This is a genomic window from Arthrobacter sp. TJ-58, from assembly GCF_058269295.1.
Map to the genome: position 1 here is coordinate 737,004 of NZ_JBZCNM010000002.1, position 17,718 is coordinate 754,721.

Genomic DNA, 17,718 nt, shown 5'->3' on the forward strand with positions numbered 1-17,718 from the left:
ACCCTGTAGGAGACGCACCACTTTATGCAAAGCCTGGACCATGGAACACAGTCCGAAGAGATCTGGAACCGTCGCTACGACGACAACGTGGCTGAAGTCAATCAGCTCTGCGATTCGCTGAAAGCACTGAAGCCCGGCACAGAGGTTCCCTACGTTGATCCGATGCACGACGTGGGAGAGACCCGCATTGTGAGCCTGTTCTCCAACATCGGCACGGCCCACAAGTCCGGTTTCATTACCGCCGGAGACGACGACGCCGTGGCCCGCCTTCTGGGAGTGCACTGGCAGGTGGGCCTGCGCCCCGAGTACGTCATGCCGTGGAACACCTACCCGTGGTACGTCCCGGGGGAGCCGAACGGCAAGCTGACCAAGGAACAGATCCAGGAGGGGCTCAAGCCCCTGCTGCGCTTCCTCGCGCTGGTGCCGCGTGCCTCCGTCATTGTTGCCCACGGCACCGAGGCCCAGCGGCTGTGTGCCGCTTTCCTCAAGACCGAGAACCGGATGATTTACCGGCGCAGCTTCAAGATCTACAAGGCCCGCTCCGTTGACGGCCGGGCCTTCGGCGCCACCGCTGAACGCCAGGAGGAAGGCCTCGCCACCATGCGGATTGCCTACAAGGACGCCATGGCACGCACCGGGCTGGCCATTCCCGGGAGCTAGGCTCCAAACTCAGGTGTAAAAAAACCAGGCGTGCTCACAGCACGCCTGGTTTTTTTCCATCCGGCCAAAGCTTCAGCGCAGGCGGCTGTCGGAGCGCCTAGTGATCCTCCGGAGCATCCGAACGTCCCGGCACCTGGTCGGCCGGGACATGGACGTAACCCACAAAACGGGTGCCAATGCCGTCGTACTCGCCGCGTACGTGTCCGGCCGGTACTTCCGGAAGCTCGGAAAGGGCATGATCGGCGCAGGCAAGGAACGCGAACTCGGGCCACCACTTCTTGGGACGGGCGCTCTCCGAGTAGCCGCACACAGTGCACACCAGCTCGGTCCAAATGGGCCGTTTTCCTGTCCTGTTGGCTCGGGACTGAACCAGCCAGGCCGGAGGATCCGCCTGCATCCGGGCCAGCTCCTCTTCGGAGAGGCGGGCGGGAATTCCGTGGCGGGTGGCCATTTCAACGGGGATATCGAGGGCAAGTGCTGCTTGGCGTCTGGTAATCATCCCCATTAACGATACGGGACTCGGCACGCCCTCCGGCGGCTCAGCCGGTTCGCGGGTATCTGGCCCCGGCATCAAGCCGCGCACAGCTGGAGGCCGGACCATCCCCGGCGGGACGGTCCGGCCTCCAGTGGCCTGTGCGGCGGCACTAGGCCGAAGCGGTGCGGTGCTGCTAGTCCGCGAAGGCCTGCCGCAGGTTGGCTTCCTGCTCCTTGGAGAGGTTGGTGTAGATCAGCTTGGCATCAGGGAAGCTGCTGCGGAAAGCGTCCAGAACACGATCCTCCACGGCGTCCGAGCTGAGGACGAACAGGGCCGAGGACCCCGGGGTCACTTCGTCGCGGACCTGCTTGATGAAGTTGTCGTCAATCCCGATGTCCACCATGGAACCCGAGATGGCCCCTGCGGCAGCGCCAACCACCAGGCCCAGCAGCGGAACAAAGAAAATCAGTCCAAAAAGCAGGCCCCAGAACCCGCCGCCGAGAGCCCCTGCCCCAACCAGATGGTGTTCCTGAACGGTCCGGGGCTTTTTCTTATCCTGAGGCCAGGTGACGTAGGCCTCATCCTGCACGCTAATGAGACCCTGCGACTGCAGGGAATCAAGGGTTTCGGTTGCCTGTTCGGCAGCTCCTGCATCCGGGAATTTCCAAACGGTCAATGTTGCCATGGCAGTGTCTCCAAACGATTGGGATTCAGAAAACGTCTACCTCACACAGGTTGGGCTCTGGCGAAGTAGCGCCCACACTAATGACGCTCCCAAGACACTGGCAAGGAAACGGGCAGGACCGGTTGGCTACCGGGGAAGTGTGCCCGATACCCCTGTCGTGGCTCCCGCAGGAGACGTATTATGCTCGCAACCCCGTCCGGTCAGCGGCGGGCCGCGCCCGGTTTCGCCGGGCTGAGCGAGAGGGGCCGCCGTGAGGGATCCCGGGCAGCCGGCGTGGTGGACCAACGCCGTCGTCTATCAGATCTATCCGCGCAGTTTCGCGGACAGCACCGGAAGCGGCACGGGCGACCTGGCAGGGATCACGGCAAAGCTGGACCATATAGCGCAATTGGGTGCGGATGTCATTTGGCTGTCCCCGGTTCACCAGTCGCCGCAGTTCGACAACGGCTACGACATCAGCGATTACCGGCGCATTGATGCCCTGTTCGGTTCCGAGGCGGACTTTGATGAACTGCTGGAGGGGATTCATTCCCGCGGCATGAAACTCATCATGGATCTGGTGGTGAACCACACCTCCAGTGAGCATCCGGCGTTCATCAGCTCCGCACGTTCGCGCGACAGTGCTGAACGCGACGCGTACTGGTGGCGCGATGCCCGGGAGGGGTTTGAGCCCGGTGAGCCCGGGGCCGAACCCAACAACTGGGGATCCCACTTTGGCGGGTCGGCCTGGACCTATGATCCGAAAACCCAGCAGTATTATCTTCATCTTTTTACGCCGCAGCAGCCGGACCTGTTCTGGGAGAATCCCCGGGTACGCGCCAGGGTTTACGCAATGATGAACTGGTGGATTGACCGGGGCGTGGATGGATTCCGGATGGACGTCATCAACTTCATTTCCAAAGATCCGCTGCTGCCGGACGGAGTGGTGGAACCCGGCGGGGTGTGGGGAGACGGATCACCGTACTTCACCTCGGGTCCGCGGATCCACGAATTCCTGCAGGAAATGCGCAGTGCAGTGTTTGCTGACCGCAGCGGCGACTACCTGACGGTGGGGGAGACACCCGGTGCAACAGTGGACCAGGCGCTGCTGTACACGGATCCGCACCGCGGAGAGCTGGACATGGTGTTCCAGTTTGAGCACGTCAGCCTGGATCAGAGCCCGGGGAACAAGTGGGACTACCATCCGCTGAACCTGACAGACCTCAAGACCAGCTGGAACCGGTGGCAGCGGGGGTTGGCGGACAAGGGCTGGAACAGCCTTTACCTGGGGAACCATGACCAGCCGCGGCACGTGTCCCGGTTCGGCGATGACGGGCAGTACCGGTATGAATCGGCAACACTCTGGGCCACGCTGCTGCATCTGCACCGCGGAACACCCTACGTCTATCAGGGCGAGGAAATCGGCATGACCAACGCCAATTTCACCTCCATTGACCAGTACCGGGACGTGGAGTCGCTCAACTTCTATACGGACGCGCTGAGCCGCGGCTGGGGAGAGGAAGCGGCGCTGCAGGCGCTGGCGGCAATGAGCCGCGACAACGCACGAACCCCCATGCAGTGGAACGGCGGGGAAAACGCCGGGTTTACCACTGGCACACCGTGGATTCCGGTGAATTCGAATTTCAGCCGGATCAATGCGGAAAAGGACCGGGCCGCTGAGAAATCCATCTACCGCTATTACCAAAAGCTGATCAGCCTGCGGCATGAGTCTCCCGTGGTGGCCCTTGGCGACTTTCACCTGCTGCATCCCGAACATGAGGTGCTGTACGCGTTCCGCCGGAGCCTCGGAGACCAGCAGTTCCTGGTGGAGTGCAATGTCTCGGGCGAAAACCTCGAAATCCCGACCGATCTGGGTGTCGGAGACCTCATCCTGGGCAACTATGAGGAGCCCGGAGAACCTCATTGGCTGCGGCCCTGGGAAGCACGGATCATGGATATTTCACGGTTCGAGGACGGGTAGCTGATCTTCGCCTAGGAGGCCGTAAGGGACCGTTCGAACAGGGGCTTGAGGGCAGCAAACCCGCCTGAGCGAACTGCCTCGCGCTGCCGCCGCGCTCCGGTGCCCACATCCAGAACGTGGGCCACCCCGGCGCGGACATACCGATAATCCCCCGATTCCTCCAACGCGGGGCGAATGTAGTCCACCAGGGCGCCCACCTGCTGCGCCGCAGTTCGTCCGGCATGTCCGCCGCCGGCACCGTGGTCCAGCAGGTTCCCGCTCAGGCCAAAGCGGGCCGCCTGCCAGAGCCCGGCGTCCAAAATTTCCGGTTCGCTGAGCGTGTCGGGGCTGCCCTGAACAGGTGCATCGTCCTCGGCAAGGGCAGTTGTCACCAGCCCCCGGGTCATCAGGGCCAACAGCACGGCGTCCCGGGCTTCCAGTTGCGTATCCGCCACCCGGACCTCGACGGTGGGATAGGTGTGGGACAGGCGGGCGATCCATCCGACATGGCCCTGATCAAGCACGACGTCGGTGGCTATCAGGCGGGCAAGCCGCGCTTCGTAATCCGCGGCGTCGGAAAAATAGGGCGGAGTGCCCTGCACGGACCAGCGGCGGTATTGGATGAGCCGCCAGCTCGCAAACCTGCTGTCACGCCCCAGCCAATAAGGAGAATTGGTGCTGATGGCGCCAAGCGTGGCCAGCCAGGGGCGCAGGCGGTTCAGGACCTGGATGCCCCGGTCGCGGCTGGGGACCTCAACGTGGATGTGCGTGCCGTTCACGTAGTGCTCATCCGAGACGGCACCGGTCATGACACCCATGTGCTGGTAGCGTTCCGTGCCGCTCACCACGGCAGGGCTGGCCGAAACCGTCGGGGCCGCTCCGGTGGGAGCCACAGCGAGCCCGGCCGCTGCGGCGGCTTCGGCGAGCCGGGAGCGGAATTCAAGCAGCGAGGCCAGGGCCTCGTCCGGTTCGGCACAGACGGGCGTGGAGCTTTCGACCTGGCAGGCCAGCAGCTCCGCAGAGCTGGTAAAGCTGCTGCCGTCGCCGGGAGCCAGGGTGTGGATCAGCTCCTCGGCGCGGGCACTGGGCAGTGCGGTGACCGGGTCCACGAGCAGGAATTCTTCTTCAATTCCGAAGGTGACCACGTAATGCCCCTGTTCCGCAGCAGAGAGTGTGCCTGGATCCATGCGGGCCCCTACGGGGGCCGGAGCATCAGGTTACAGGTCCGAAGCCCCGGTTGGCACCATCCGCCAGGAAAGCGTGAGGTAGGGCAGTTCCAGCGGCTCTTCGGGCTGGTGACCCAGATGCTCAAAGAGGTACCAGGTCAGGTTTGCCATGACCTTGTCCCGAACGGGCTCTGCTGCCGACAGGTAATAGGAGCGGGATTTGGCCAGCTCCATCAGGTCTTCGGGCGTCATCTGCTGGGACCAGCGCGTGACGTGAGAATCGTCGGGCATGAACTCGGGCCCGACGGCGGGGCGGAACCCCGGGCGCAGGACGTCACCGGCGTGGATGATCCGTGAATAGCGGTGGACCCAAGGCACGCTGACGTCGAGCTGGTTCCAGATCAGCCCGAGGATGCCGCCGGGGCGCAGGACCCGCGCCAGCTCGGTGCTGGCCGCGAGGGGATCACACCAGTGCCATGCCTGGGCCACAGTGGCGGCGTCCATCGAGGCGGTGGGAAGGCCGGTGTCCTCTGCAGTTCCCACGCGAACCGGAACTCCGGGCAGCATCTGCTGCAGCTGCCGGAGCATATCGGCTGAGGGGTCGACGGCGGTGGCCTGGTATCCGGCTTCGATCAGGGAACGCGTGTACTTGCCCGTTCCGGCGCCAATGTCCGCCACCTGGAGCGGCTTGCCTGCTGCTAGCCGAAGATCGGCGGTGCGGCTGCCGGCAAACAGCCAGCGGACGGCGTCGGCGGGGTACCCGGGCCGGATGCGGTCATAATGCTCCCCGCCGTCCTCGTAGCTGCGCGCAAGTTCGCGGCGGCGCACGGTTTCCAGGCGGGGGCCGGAGGCAGAACGGGCCACGGCTAGAGCAGGTCGTCCAGACCGGGATTCAGGTGGCGAAGCACGTCACTGTGGAGTGCGCCGTTGGTGGCCAGGGCGTTGCCGCCAAACGGGCCGTCCTCGCCTTCCAGCGACGTGAAGCGGCCGCCGGCCTCGGTGATGATCGGCACCAGGGCAGCCATGTCATACAGGTTCAGCTCCGGCTCGCAGGCAATGTCCACGGCGCCTTCGGCAACCATGCAGTAGGACCAGAAGTCTCCGTACGCCCGGGTGCGCCATACCGATTCGGTCAGGCCGATGAACTCGTCCAGGTTCCCGCGTTCCTTCCAGCCGCCGAGGCTGGAGTAGGAGAGCGAGGCGTCAGCGAGGTTGGAGACGTTGGAAACGCGGAGCCGGGTGGCGGATGCGAGGGAGCGGCCCATATAGGCGCCGGTTCCGGTGGCAGCCCACCAGCGTTTTCCGAGGGCGGGTGCGCTGACCACGCCGAGGACGGGAACGCCGTCGTCCACCAGCGAGATGAGGGTGGCCCAGACGGGGACGCCGCGGATGAAGTTCTTGGTGCCGTCGATGGGATCGATGACCCAACGGCGCGGTCCGTTTCCGGTGGAGCCGAACTCTTCCCCGGTCACCGCATCACGGGGACGGGCACGCGAGAGCTGCCCGCGGATGGCATCCTCGGCCGCCTTGTCCGCGTCGGTGACGGGGGTCAGGTCCGGCTTGGTTTCCACCTTGAGGTCCAGGGCCTTGAAGCGCGACATCGTCTGGTCATCCACGGAGTCGGCCATGACATGGGCGAGTCGAAGGTCATCGTTGTAATTCTGAGCGAACGGCATACTGTTCAACTTATCCTTATTCGGCGGGCACTGCCCACGTTTGCCGGGCCGGTGAAGCCCTGTGGCGCCGCTTTGGGGGAGCGGCCCGGCCCTGAGACGGTTCTTCCGGACCTCACTGCGCGCCGAGCTCCTTGGCGGACGCCCGGTTCTCTGTGCGCGTACCGGAGCTCAGCAACCGGCGCAGGGAGGCCAAACGCGCCGGACCAGCCGCTCCCGCCTGGCCGGACTCAACCCACGGCTCCAGCCCGCAGTTCTTGGCCTGGTCATCGTGCCGGCAGCCGCGTTCGCAGGCGTCCGTTCCCGGAGCAAGGTCCGGGAAGGCCTGCAGGATGCGGTCGGGGTCCACATGCGCCAGGCCAAAGGACCGGATGCCCGGGGTATCGATGATCCAGCTGCCGGACGGGGCATCCAGGACTTTCAGCGCCAGGGCGGAGGAAGATGTGTGGCGTCCGCGGCCTGTTACCGCGTTGACGCCGCCGGTGGCGCGGTCCGAGCCGGTCAGCGCATTGACCAGGGTGGACTTGCCTACGCCGGAGTGGCCCACCAGGACGGACACCTTGCCCTCGAGGTGGTGATGCAGCTGCTGAACGGCGTCGCCCTGCAGGCGGGCGGACAAACCGTCGTCGGACCGGGCGTCAATGCCGGAGGCGTCGTCCGCGGCGGTGCGGCTGATGATGACATCCAAATCCAGGTGCTCGTAGTTGGCGAGCAGTTCGGCGGGATCCTTGATATCGGCCTTGGTGATGCACAGCAGCGGCGAAATGCCGGCGTCGTAGGCCGCCACGAGGGCACGGTCAATGAACCCGGTGCGCGGTTCGGGGTTGGCGGCGGCCACCACGATCACCAGCTGGTCCGCGTTGGCCACCACGGCGCGTTCCACCGGATCGGTGTCATCGGCACTGCGGCGCAGCAGCGTGCGGCGGTCCTGGATGCGCACGAGCCGGGCCAGGGTGTCCGGTCCGCCGGAGACATCTCCGACCAGCGACACCAGGTCGCCTGCAACAACGGGGTTCCGGCGCAGTTCGCGTGCGCGGGCTGCCGTAACAATGCGTTCGGTGGGCGTGTCCTCGTCGACGACGGCGGTGTAGCGGCCGCGGTCCACGGTAATGATCCGGCCGGTGACTGCCTCGTCATAGGCGGGCCGGTCCTTGGTCCGGGGGCGTGAGCCCTTTTTGTTGGGCCGGATCCGGACGTCCGATTCATCCCAGCTGTCAGTGGAGCGGGCCATCAGCGGACACCTCCGTCCTGGTGTGCTTCGGAGGGCAGGCCGGACGAATCGGCGAGTTCGCGCCACAACTGCGGGAACTGCGGCAGGGTCTTGGCTGTGGTGCCGATGTCCTGGACGAAAACGTCCGGGACCGCCAGGCCGATGAGCGCCCCGGCTGTTGCCATCCGGTGGTCCGCGTAGGTTTCGAAGGTTCCGCCGTGCAGCTGGGCGGGCCGGATGGCCAAGCCGTCCGCGGTCTCCCGTGCATCGCCGCCCAGCCGGGTGATTTCGGCGGCGAGGGCAGCGAGACGGTCGGTCTCGTGTCCGCGGAGGTGGGCAATGCCGGTGAGCGTTGAGGGGGAGTCAGCGAGGGCGCAGAGAGCGGCCACCGTGGGCGCCAGTTCGCTGGTGTCGGCCAGATCGGCTCCGGTAATGCGTCCGGTCCCGGAAACCGTCAGCGTGCCCCCGGACAGGGTGACGGTGCCGCCAAGGCGGGGAAGGATGTCCCGCCAGCGGTCGCCCACCTGGGTGGTGTGCTCCGGCCAGCCGGCCATGCGCACGGTTCCGCCGGCTACAAGGGCGGCAGCCAGGAAAGGGCCGGCATTGGACAGATCGGGTTCAATTTCCACGTCGAACGCGCGGATGGGTCCCGGGGCCACACGCCATTCATTGGGGACGGAGTCATCCACCTCCACGCCCGCGCCGCGCAGGACCTGCACCGTCATGCCGATGTGTTCCCGGCTCGGCACCGACGATCCGGTGTGGACCAGATGCAGGCCCTCCCGGAAGCGCGCACCGGACAGCAGCAGGGCTGAAACAAATTGGGAGGAAGCACCGGCGTCGATTTCAAGGCGTCCGCCGGCGACTTCCCCGGTTCCGGCCACGGTGAACGGAAGTGCGCCCGCACCGTCGTCGTGCACTGCCACCCCCAGGCCGCGCAGGGCGTCGATGATGGCGGACATGGGGCGCAGCCGCGCGTGCGGGTCGCCGTCGAAATCGGTGCTGCCGTTCTTCAGTGCGGCAAGGGGCGGTACAAACCGCATCACCGTCCCCGCCAGACCGCAGTCAATCCCGGCCCCGGAGGTGCCTCCCTGCTCCATCGGCCGGACCTCAAGGTCCGGCCCGAAGGCTCCGTCGCCGTCGACCTCCGTGACCGTGGCGCCCAAGGTCCGAAGGGACTGGACCATCAGGGCGGTGTCGCGGGAATGGAGAGGCGCCCGGAGCCTGCTGGGGCCGTCGGCCAGCGCCGCCAGGACCAGGTACCTGTTGGTCAGGGACTTGGAACCGGGGACACGGACGTCGGCATTCAGCGGGGCGGTGACCCGGGGAGCGGGCCAGGGGGATACTGTCTGCGGTGCGGCGGGGGAGGGCATGGAACTAGGAGCCCGCGATCCCGGCTGCGGTGGTGCGGACGGCCTTGTTGGCCTTCTTGAGCTGCTTGGCGGCGTCCTTCTTGACCGAGCGTGACTTGCGGCCGGCGTCCTTGCCGAGCGAGGAAACGCTGCGGCGGGTGTCATCGGCAAGGTGGCCGGCACGCCAGGCAAGTCCGGGGCGGCCGTTGGTGTCCACCGCTACCAGCAGGACGGCGCCGATCAGCGAGAGGTTCTTCAGAAGAGCCGCGCGGCGGGCCTTGCGCTCGTCGTTCGTGTCGGTTTCCGCGTTCTTGTATTCGACCACCGCGTTCAGCACGGCGGTGCCGGCCAGCAGCAGGCCGGAGAGGCGGGGCAGCTTGCCCAGGGCCAAGAGGGCGCCGGCGCCCACCTGGGTGGCGCCCAGTGCCTTGGCAACAAGCTGGGGGTTATCGGTCACGGCGGCAGCGGAGGGGACCATGGAGCCGGCGCGCTTCAGTACGGGGCGGAGCTGTTCTGCAGTCTGGTCGGAATCGCGCAGGCGGTCAACGCCAGCGGCAATGAAACCGGTGGCAAGCAGCGGGCGGGCGAGTAAACGGACAATCGACATATTGGCCTCCTGTTTGCTGCCCGGTCTCGGAATAGCCGGGCAGAATACTCCTAGTCTGGCACTTTTACGCAGAGTGCACACCTTACGCAGAAGCGGACGTCCCAAAGGAAGCGCGTGGAATAAGCTCCCCTGTTACGGCGTTGGGGGAGTGTAAGGCATTCTTCGGAACGTAAGGGAATACCGGATGTTGGCCGCCGCTGGATCGGGCGGATGCTGCGTCCGGTGGAACCGCGAAGACTGTGGAGAGCGTGTTGACAGCGCAGTCCCGGCAACGGGACCCGCGGAGCAGTAAGGAGTAAACGTGCCAGGTGCCATGGTCTTGGCAGACGCGCAGCCGGAGGCTGCGGCGTCTTCCGTTCAGCTGCGGGTATCACCAGTCCCTCGCACCGTAGACTTGGAGGTGATGAGAACTGATGCGCCGGAAGGCAGCCCCCAAGTGGAAGACTCCGAACTGGATGTCGCTTCCGAATCGGAAGAGGCCCGCAAAATACGCTTTGAGCGCGATGCCATGCAGTATGTGGATCAGCTCTACTCGGCTGCCATGCGAATGGCCCGCAATCCCTCGGACGCCGAGGACCTGGTCCAGGAGGCCTATACCAAGGCGTTCTCCGCGTTCCACCAGTACCGTCCGGGCACAAACCTGAAGGCGTGGCTGTACCGGATCCTGACGAACACTTATATCAACCTGTACCGGAAGCGCCAGCGCGAACCGCTGCAGGCCAACTCCGACGGCGTTGAGGACTGGCAGCTGGCGCGTGCCGCTGAGCACAGCTCTTCCGGGCTTCGCTCCGCCGAAGCAGTGGCCCTGGACCATCTCCCGGATTCAGATGTGAAGAATGCCCTGCAGTCCATTCCGGAAGAATTCCGTTTGGCCGTTTATTTCTCCGATGTGGAGGGATTTGCGTACAAGGAAATCTCCGAAATCATGAACACTCCCATTGGGACCGTAATGTCACGCCTGCACCGGGGCCGCAAAATGCTCCGTGAGCTGTTGGCCGAATATGCACATGAACGCGGCATCCGCGGCAAGGCAGCACCTGCCGCCGCCGGAGCCGGCCAAAACAAGAAACAGGGGAACACACAATGAGCGATTGCCAAAGCCTGGGTGATTGCGAGGACGCCCGCATCGAACGGCTCTATGAGTATCTGGACGGTGCCTTGTCCCACGAGGACATCGTGGAAATCAAAGAGCACCTCGACGGGTGTCCCGAATGCGCCGAGGAACACGATCTTGAATGCGTCATCCGGTCGGTTGTTAAGCGCTCCTGCACTGAAGCTGCTCCGGAAACGCTGAAGGCCAGCATCTTGGCCAGGATCAGCCAGATCCAAACCGCTGACCACTAACAGGACAGCAAAAAAGAACCCCCGGCGGCCGTAAGGCTCCGGGGGTTCTTCCTTTAGTGGCGATGGGCCACACGGTTAGTCCAAGACTTAAGTGTTGGGACGCTTACCGTGATTGGCGCCGCCGCGCTTACGGTCACGACGCTTGCGTGCACGCTTGCTCATAGCTGCCTCCTTCGATTTGCTGAAAGTTCTGCCCTCCAGTGTCCCACAGGGTGAGCCCGACAACCTAAACCGCGGCCCTGGCGGACCGCGGCTCGGGGTTTTATGCCGGACTCAGCTGCCCGCGGCCATGAGGGCGTTGCGCTGTTCGCGGCGCAGGGCCTGCTCCGCCGGGTCCGGCACGGGCGCCGCCGCCAGCAGGCGGCGCGTGTACGGGTCCTGCGGATACCGCAGCACCTGTTCCGTGGATCCCTGCTCCACCATGATGCCCTTGTTCAGCACGGCAATGTGGCTGGCCAGAATCTCCACCACGGCCAGGTCGTGGCTGACGAACAGGCAGGCAAAGCCGTACTGCTGCTGCAGATCCTGCAGCAGTGCCAGAACCCGGGCCTGGACCGAGACGTCCAGTGCGGAGGTGGGCTCATCGGCTACGAGCAGCGACGGGCGCAGCGAGAGCGCGCGGGCAATGCCCACGCGCTGCCGCTGCCCGCCGGAGAGCTCATGCGGGTACCGGTTGCGGAAACTGGTGGGCAGCTGGACATCATCCAGCAGGCCCTCCACCCGGTGGTCCAGATCCTTCTGCGAGAGCTTTTCATGCAGGAACAGGGGCTCGCCGATGGATTCACCGATGGACATGCGCGGGTTCAGGGAAGCGGCCGGGTCCTGGAAGACAATGGCGAACTTCCGGCGCAGCGGCAGCATTTTCTTGGGAGAAAGCCCGGCAATGTTGGTGCCGTTGATGTCCACGCTGCCGGCGCTGACCGGCAGGAGCCCGGTCACGGCTCGGGCAATGGTTGACTTGCCCGAGCCCGATTCACCCACCAGACCCATGACTTCGCCCGGATTGATCACAAAGGAAACGTCGGAGACCGCTTTGAAGGCCGGCTGCCGGAAACGGCCGGGATACTCGATGGAAACGCCCGACAGCTGCAGGGCCGGGACAACGCCTGTGTCCGGAGTCGTAAGGTCCACGGACTCACGCATGACGGCACGGGGAGCCTCGCTTATCTGCAGTGAGCCGTCATCCTCCACCTCGACGGCGGACAGGACTCCGCCGACGACGGACCCCAGGTGCGGCACGGCGGCCAGCAGCTGGCGGGTGTATTCTTCCCGCGGATTGCTGAAGAGTTCCGCCACGGGTGCGGCTTCGACAATGCGGCCCTTCTCCATGACCACAACTTTGTCAGCGAGGTCGGCCACGACGCCCATGTCATGGGTAATCAGCATGACCGCACTGTTCAGGCGCTTGTTGAGGTTCCGGAGCAACTCCAGGACTTCAGCCTGAACAGTCACGTCCAGAGCCGTCGTGGGTTCGTCCGCCACCAGCAGGATGGGGTCGTTGGCAATCGCGATGGCGATCATGGCCCGCTGGCGCTGGCCGCCGGAGAACTGGTGGGGGTACGAGCCGTAGCGCTTATCCGGCTCGGGGATTTCCACCATCCGCAGCAGTTCGATGGCCCGTTCCTTCGCCTGGGCCGGAGACGCATCGGTGTGCTGTTCGATGATCTCCTTGATTTGCTCGCCTACGGTGAGCACCGGGTTCAGGGCAGTCATGGGTTCCTGGAAAATCATGGCAATGTCATTGCCGCGGATTTTCCGCAGTGCCGACTGCGGAGCCCCGATGAGCTCCTTGCCCTGCAGTTTTGCGCTGCCCTTGGAGCGCCCGTTTCCTGGCAGGAGCCCCAGCAGGGCCATGGACGACATGCTTTTTCCGGAACCGGATTCGCCCACGATGGCCAAAATCTCGCCCGGGCTGACGGTGAAGGACACATCCTCGGCCGCCATCACCCATTTGTTGTCCACGTTGAAGTCGACGCCCAGGCCCGATACTTCAAGAATCGGAGCCGTACCCGCCGGTGAAGTGACGTCGCTGTACAGGGGTGCCGAACTCATTACTTTTTCCTTGTCTGTCGGGGATCAAACGCATCCCGGAGGCCGTCACCGATGAAGTTGACGGTAAGGGCGATGGCCACAATAAAGATGCCGGGCCAGAAGAAGAGCCACGGACGGGTGGTCATGGCGGCCCGGTTCTCATTGATGAGCTTGCCCAGGGAGGTGTCCGGCGGCTGCACTCCGAGACCCAGGAAGCTCAGTGCGGTTTCCAACAGGATCGCACTCGAGATTGCCAGGGTTGCGGACACGATGATGACCCCAACGGTGTTGGGCAGGATGTGCTTGAAAATGATTCGGCGGGAGCTGGCGCCCACGGATTTGGCCGCCTCGACAAATTCCTTTTCCCGAAGGGAAAGGAATTCGCCGCGGACGATGCGTGCCAGGTTCGTCCAGGTCAGCAGGCCCAGGAAGACGGCAAAGACAATGATGCCGAAGTCGGCCACGATGCTGGCCAGCACGGCGGCTACCACCAGCAGGGGGATGGTGATGATGACGTCGGTCAGACGCATCAGGATGGCCTCGGTGATTCCCCGGAAGTACCCGGCGAGTGCGCCGATGACGGTTCCCACGACTGTTCCCACGATTCCCACGACGAAAGCGATGATCAGGGAGATCTGGGCACCGCGCATGGTCATGGCAAAGTAGTCGCGGCCCAAAGTGTCCTGACCGAAGGGATGGTTGCCCAACCCGGTCCAGGAGATGGTGGGTGAACCGCCGTCTTCCAGCTCCATGACGGAGGAGAAGGTGTGCGGCCACCAGCCGGGGATGTGCAGCGGGCCTACGGAGATCCCGATGGAGGTGAAGGAGAGAAGCAGGATGAAAACCAGTCCGGTCAGGCCGCCGAGGGCGCCCTTATGGCGGAAGAACCGTTCTCGGACCAGCTGGCCCTGGCTCTTCGCGGCGGTGATCTGCGGATCGGCAATTACAGCTTGGGTTGCGGGCGCATCAGCGATGTCCGTCCTCTGGCTCTCCAGAGTCATGCTCGTCAGTTCCGGGCTGCTGCCCGGGGTTCCGGACGGTATTTTTTCAGTCATGTCTTCCGCCGATCAGTTCAGGCTAATGCGCGGGTCGAGGAACGCGTACGCGATGTCGGCCAGCATGTTGAAGGTCACCGCGGCCACGCCGGTCACGAGGAAGAAGGCCATGATCACGTTGGGGTCCACGTCGTGCAGGCCCTCCGTGAACAGGCGTCCCATTCCGCTCCAGCCGAAGACAGCCTCGGTAATAACGGCTCCGCCCAACACTCCGGCGAAGTCGAACGCCATCAGGGTGGTGATGGGGATCATGGCGTTGCGGAATGCGTGCTTGACGACCACCGTCCGCTCGCTCAAGCCCTTGGCCCGCGCCGTGCGGACATAGTCCTGGTTCATCACCTCAAGCATGCTGGCCCGGGTGTAGCGGGTGTAGGTGGCAAAGGAAATCAGCATGATCGCGATGGTGGGCAGGATCAGGTACAGGGCGTAGTCCAGGTTGATCTCCCAGAAAGTGCCCTTCAGGTTCGGTGTCGAGGATCCCGTGGTGGGAATGGGCCGGCCGCCGTTTTTGCGGGCGAGCGACGGGTAGGCACCCAGCAGCGCATCGATGAACACAAAGAACCCGATAGCCAACCCGATGACTGCGGTCAGGTTGCGGGCCTGCTTGGCATAGGGCCCGCCCACAAAGTGACCGATTGCCAGCGAGACGACGAGGGTCAGCGCTGTGAGGCCCGCAATAATGCCCCAGTTGGGATCTTGCATGAGCGGTTGAGTCACCAGGTAACCGACGTAGCCAACCGCCGCTGTGGCGAGGGCTGCGTAGACGATCCGGCGGCGGCGGAAGCCGGCCAGCATGGCGGTGATGCCGAGTGCCAGGCCGAAAGCTGTGATCAGGAGGCCGATGGGTCCCAGGCCCGGAGTTTTGAACCAGTTGGTGACCAGCAGCAGGTAGAACAGGACCGAGGTGGCAACGGCAACGATGGCGAAGACACGCAGATGTCGTTTTCTGTCGCCGCCGAGAGCCACGGCCGCGACGACGCCGGCTATGAGGCCCACAGCGGCTATGCCCAGATAGGACATTTGTGGATCGGCCAGCCAGGTGTTCAGATCAATCGCCATGTACTGCTTGAGCAGTGTGGAGAGCCAGAACAGCGGCATGGAGAAGAGCAGGAAGGCGACAAAGGTAATGGAGTAGTCAAAAACACTGTACTGGCGAAGGGCCGTGACCAGACCGACGGCGACGCCGAGGACGAGGGCGATCAGGGTAGCAACGACGACGAGGCGGAAGGTGGACCCCATGGCAGTCTGCAGCTGGTCAATGACCGGAGAGCCGGAGCGGTTCAGTCCCAGCGTGCACTCAGCACCGCCGGGAATAACGCAGCGGCCGATTTCCTGCAGCCACAGCAGGTAACGAACCGCCACGGGCTGGTCCAGATGGAGCGCAGCAGTTCGCTGGGCGATACGTGATTCGCGTTCGGCGCTTTGCAGTTCGATGAGATCAGCTAGGGGATCTCCCGAGTTGACTGCCAGGACGAACATCAGCACGGTGGCTGCGAGGAGGACAAAGAACGAGGTCACCGCTCTTTTAAGGATGAAGAAGAACACCGATGGCTCCTATGGGGATGGTACGAAAAGCCGTTGCGGCACAAAGCCGGGATGGGCAGACCACTGGTCTGCCCATCCCGCTTTCTAACCGTTATGGCGAGGTGCCTTGGTTAGGCCTGCTTGGTCCACTTGTAGGCGTTCCATGTCACGCCGCTCTGGGTGGGGTTGTACACCACGTTCTCCATGCCGGAGTTATGGGCAACGATGTCGGCCTGGGTGTAGAGAACGACGTTGTAGACGTTCTGGGCCAGTTCCTGTTCGAGTTCCTTCTTCAGTTCCAGTACGCGGTCAGCATCGGTGGTCCGGGCAACTTCGTCCCACAGGTCGTCGACCTTTTCGCTCTTGAACTTGCCGTAGTTCTGGACACCCTCGGAGTCGTAGATCGACTGTGCGCTTGCTACCAGGCCTGAACCGGCCCAGCCGAAGAGTGCGGCGTCCCAGGAGCCGAGCTCATCGAGCTTCTGGCTCCACTCTGCATCCGGGGTGGCAATGATGTTGAAGCCGGCCTGGTCGCAGGAATCCTTGATCAGGGCAGTGATGTCGGCGCGTACCTGGCTGGAAGCGGAGAACAGCATGCGGACGTCAACCGGAGCGGTGTTTCCTGCCTCGGCCATGAGGGACTTGGCGCCCTCGAGGTCCACCTCATCGTATTCGCTGGCAGCGGGGGCTGCTTCAAGAACTTCGTCATATTCCGCCTGCGACTGCTGGAAATCGCGCAGGTTCAGCACAGTGGCCTCCGGATCAACCGGCTTGACGAACTTGTCCACGATGTCCTGGCGCGGAACGCACTTGGAGAAGGCCTGGCGAACCTTGAGGTCCTTGAAGACACCGTTTTCGGACTGGTCCAGGTCAATGTGAGTGAAGGTCATGCCGGTGTCGGCGATCAGGGAGACAGAGTCCCCGATGGCTTCGATCTGGTCCTTGGTGTCACCGGTGGGACCGGACGGTTCAATGACGTCCACATCGCCGTTCTGAAGCGCCTGCACGGCTTCCGTGTCATCGATAGTCTTGAAGACGATGCTTTCGGTGGCGCCCTCGCGTTCGTCGCCCCAGTAGTTCTCGTTCTTGGTCAGCGTCAGGTTTCCGCCGGCTGCGTTGTCCAGCTTGTACGGGCCTGAGGAGGGAATCAGTGCTGCATCGGGAAGCGAGGGAAGGCCCTCGGCATAACCCCAGCCGGTGTTCCAGAACTCTGCGACCGGCTTCAAAGCGGCCAGGTTGGTGTCCTGGATGGCGGAGATGAGTGCTTCGCCGTCGTTGTCCGCGCTCAGGCCGCCCTGCTCAGCGGCAATGTGCGCGGGCATGAGCGAGCCGATCATGAGGTTTTCCCAGTCGGCGTAAGGCTGTTCGAAAACGTATGTGAACTCCTTGGCGCCTGCTTCGCCTTCCGGCATAGGCAGGTACTCGAAACCGTTGTTGGAGGAGGGCTCGAAAATTTCGGCCTCGCCATCAACGACCTTGCCGGAGAAAGCGGCCCAGTTCAGCAGGATATCGTCGAAGTCGATCGGAGTTCCATCCGACCACTGTGCGTCCTCGTTGATCGTGTACTTCACGGTCAGGGGGTCGTCACTGACCTTTTCGAACGTACCGAACTCCTCGTTCCGAATAACGCCCTCAGGGCTGTACTCGGTGAAGTTGCTGTGGACCAGGTTGTCAACATAGGTGTTGTACACGCTGTTGGACTTGGACGTGCCGCCGTTGTAGAAGTCCGGCGCCTGGCTGATGGCAACCGAAATGGACGACGCGAGGTTGGCGTCTTCGGTGGTTTCGGCGTCGGCGGTTTCGCCGCCTCCGGCTGAGCCGCAGGCGCCCAGGAAGAGGGCCCCCACGGAAAGTGCGGCAAGAGTTGCCGTGCGCTTCGTACGCATTCGTAGTCCTAACTGGTGATGAGTCGTCAGGAACCACCACAGGCGGCTCCCCCAAGCGGCCGTGATGACCGCCACATGTTCCGAAAGACTAGCCACTAAATGTTTCCACTG

Annotated in this window: 17 protein-coding genes; 4 read left to right on the top strand and 13 right to left on the bottom strand. The window is 63.9% G+C overall.

All coding sequences use genetic code 11. The features are described 5' to 3' along the window. The first annotated feature begins 24 nt into the window (after positions 1-24). Positions 25-660, top strand: coding sequence for a uracil-DNA glycosylase family protein (locus AC4D2W_RS09650; protein WP_400931602.1), 636 nt, complete (start codon positions 25-27; stop codon positions 658-660). 97 nt (positions 661-757) lie between these two features. Here the strand turns inward: AC4D2W_RS09650 and AC4D2W_RS09655 are convergent, their stop codons facing one another. Both AC4D2W_RS09655 and AC4D2W_RS09660 read right to left on the bottom strand, forming a co-directional pair. Beyond that, a complete protein-coding gene (locus tag AC4D2W_RS09655; RefSeq protein WP_490926665.1) occupies positions 758-1,159 on the bottom strand; it encodes a hypothetical protein in 402 nt (133 codons plus the stop codon). Positions 1,160-1,328: 169 nt separating this feature from the next. Beyond that, positions 1,329-1,820: a DUF1269 domain-containing protein gene (locus AC4D2W_RS09660; protein ID WP_490926666.1), complete on the bottom strand. Its 492-nt coding sequence runs from the start codon at positions 1,818-1,820 to the stop codon at positions 1,329-1,331. Between the two features lie 250 nt (positions 1,821-2,070). Between AC4D2W_RS09660 and AC4D2W_RS09665 the strand changes: the two genes are divergently transcribed. Next, positions 2,071-3,780 carry a glycoside hydrolase family 13 protein gene (locus AC4D2W_RS09665; RefSeq protein ID WP_490926667.1) on the top strand — a complete coding sequence of 570 codons (1,710 nt, stop codon included), beginning with the start codon at positions 2,071-2,073 and terminating at the stop codon, positions 3,778-3,780. 11 nt (positions 3,781-3,791) lie between these two features. Here the strand turns inward: AC4D2W_RS09665 and AC4D2W_RS09670 are convergent, their stop codons facing one another. From AC4D2W_RS09670 to AC4D2W_RS09695, 6 genes are all read right to left on the bottom strand, one after another. After that, complete coding sequence (locus tag AC4D2W_RS09670; protein ID WP_490926668.1) at positions 3,792-4,946, bottom strand: carboxylate-amine ligase; 1,155 nt, start codon at positions 4,944-4,946, stop codon at positions 3,792-3,794. 30 nt (positions 4,947-4,976) lie between these two features. Further along, entirely contained in the window at positions 4,977-5,789 is an 813-nt protein-coding gene (locus AC4D2W_RS09675) for a class I SAM-dependent methyltransferase (protein WP_490926669.1), read from the bottom strand. Between the two features lie 2 nt (positions 5,790-5,791). Further along, on the bottom strand, positions 5,792-6,601 hold the full coding sequence (gene hisN, locus AC4D2W_RS09680; protein ID WP_490926670.1) for a histidinol-phosphatase: 810 nt from the start codon (positions 6,599-6,601) through the stop codon (positions 5,792-5,794). Between the two features lie 112 nt (positions 6,602-6,713). After that, complete coding sequence (rsgA, locus tag AC4D2W_RS09685) at positions 6,714-7,829, bottom strand: ribosome small subunit-dependent GTPase A (RefSeq protein ID WP_490926671.1); 1,116 nt, start codon at positions 7,827-7,829, stop codon at positions 6,714-6,716. Further along, positions 7,829-9,181: a 3-phosphoshikimate 1-carboxyvinyltransferase gene (gene aroA / locus AC4D2W_RS09690; RefSeq protein ID WP_490926672.1), complete on the bottom strand. Its 1,353-nt coding sequence runs from the start codon at positions 9,179-9,181 to the stop codon at positions 7,829-7,831. The genes rsgA and aroA overlap by 1 nt, the downstream gene beginning before the upstream one ends. 4 nt (positions 9,182-9,185) lie before the next feature. Further along, positions 9,186-9,767 carry a DoxX family protein gene (locus AC4D2W_RS09695; RefSeq protein ID WP_490926673.1) on the bottom strand — a complete coding sequence of 194 codons (582 nt, stop codon included), beginning with the start codon at positions 9,765-9,767 and terminating at the stop codon, positions 9,186-9,188. Positions 9,768-10,080: 313 nt separating this feature from the next. Between AC4D2W_RS09695 and AC4D2W_RS09700 the strand changes: the two genes are divergently transcribed. Beyond that, the gene (locus tag AC4D2W_RS09700) at positions 10,081-10,854 is read left to right on the top strand and encodes a sigma-70 family RNA polymerase sigma factor (RefSeq protein ID WP_490926674.1); all 774 of its coding nucleotides are present in this window, start codon (positions 10,081-10,083) and stop codon (positions 10,852-10,854) included. Next, positions 10,851-11,111, top strand: coding sequence for a mycothiol system anti-sigma-R factor (rsrA, locus tag AC4D2W_RS09705; RefSeq protein ID WP_490926675.1), 261 nt, complete (start codon positions 10,851-10,853; stop codon positions 11,109-11,111). Before AC4D2W_RS09700 ends, rsrA begins: the two co-directional genes overlap by 4 nt. 87 nt (positions 11,112-11,198) lie before the next feature. On the opposite strand, the gene AC4D2W_RS09710 is transcribed toward rsrA, so the two are convergent. From AC4D2W_RS09710 to AC4D2W_RS09730, 5 genes are all read right to left on the bottom strand, one after another. Continuing rightward, entirely contained in the window at positions 11,199-11,273 is a 75-nt protein-coding gene (locus tag AC4D2W_RS09710) for a 50S ribosomal protein bL37 (RefSeq protein WP_369299106.1), read from the bottom strand. Between the two features lie 111 nt (positions 11,274-11,384). Beyond that, positions 11,385-13,163, bottom strand: coding sequence for a dipeptide ABC transporter ATP-binding protein (locus AC4D2W_RS09715; protein WP_490926676.1), 1,779 nt, complete (start codon positions 13,161-13,163; stop codon positions 11,385-11,387). Then, on the bottom strand, positions 13,163-14,197 hold the full coding sequence (locus AC4D2W_RS09720; protein ID WP_490926677.1) for an ABC transporter permease: 1,035 nt from the start codon (positions 14,195-14,197) through the stop codon (positions 13,163-13,165). Before AC4D2W_RS09720 ends, AC4D2W_RS09715 begins: the two co-directional genes overlap by 1 nt. A 12-nt stretch (positions 14,198-14,209) precedes the next feature. Continuing rightward, the gene (locus AC4D2W_RS09725; protein WP_490926678.1) at positions 14,210-15,742 is read right to left on the bottom strand and encodes an ABC transporter permease; all 1,533 of its coding nucleotides are present in this window, start codon (positions 15,740-15,742) and stop codon (positions 14,210-14,212) included. Positions 15,743-15,852: 110 nt separating this feature from the next. After that, complete coding sequence (locus tag AC4D2W_RS09730) at positions 15,853-17,607, bottom strand: ABC transporter family substrate-binding protein (RefSeq protein ID WP_490926679.1); 1,755 nt, start codon at positions 17,605-17,607, stop codon at positions 15,853-15,855. Positions 17,608-17,718: the final 111 nt, after the last annotated feature.

Coding starts and splice junctions, on each gene's coding strand:
- AC4D2W_RS09650 (WP_400931602.1), top strand. CDS start 25: ATGCAAAGCCTGGACCATGGAACACAGTCCGAAGAGATCTGGAACCGT.
- AC4D2W_RS09655 (WP_490926665.1), bottom strand. CDS start 1,159: ATGATTACCAGACGCCAAGCAGCACTTGCCCTCGATATCCCCGTTGAA.
- AC4D2W_RS09660 (WP_490926666.1), bottom strand. CDS start 1,820: ATGGCAACATTGACCGTTTGGAAATTCCCGGATGCAGGAGCTGCCGAA.
- AC4D2W_RS09670 (WP_490926668.1), bottom strand. CDS start 4,946: ATGGATCCAGGCACACTCTCTGCTGCGGAACAGGGGCATTACGTGGTC.
- hisN (WP_490926670.1), bottom strand. CDS start 6,601: ATGCCGTTCGCTCAGAATTACAACGATGACCTTCGACTCGCCCATGTC.
- rsgA (WP_490926671.1), bottom strand. CDS start 7,829: ATGGCCCGCTCCACTGACAGCTGGGATGAATCGGACGTCCGGATCCGG.
- aroA (WP_490926672.1), bottom strand. CDS start 9,181: ATGCCCTCCCCCGCCGCACCGCAGACAGTATCCCCCTGGCCCGCTCCC.
- AC4D2W_RS09695 (WP_490926673.1), bottom strand. CDS start 9,767: ATGTCGATTGTCCGTTTACTCGCCCGCCCGCTGCTTGCCACCGGTTTC.
- AC4D2W_RS09700 (WP_490926674.1), top strand. CDS start 10,081: ATGGTCTTGGCAGACGCGCAGCCGGAGGCTGCGGCGTCTTCCGTTCAG.
- rsrA (WP_490926675.1), top strand. CDS start 10,851: ATGAGCGATTGCCAAAGCCTGGGTGATTGCGAGGACGCCCGCATCGAA.
- AC4D2W_RS09715 (WP_490926676.1), bottom strand. CDS start 13,163: ATGAGTTCGGCACCCCTGTACAGCGACGTCACTTCACCGGCGGGTACG.
- AC4D2W_RS09720 (WP_490926677.1), bottom strand. CDS start 14,197: ATGACTGAAAAAATACCGTCCGGAACCCCGGGCAGCAGCCCGGAACTG.
- AC4D2W_RS09730 (WP_490926679.1), bottom strand. CDS start 17,607: ATGCGTACGAAGCGCACGGCAACTCTTGCCGCACTTTCCGTGGGGGCC.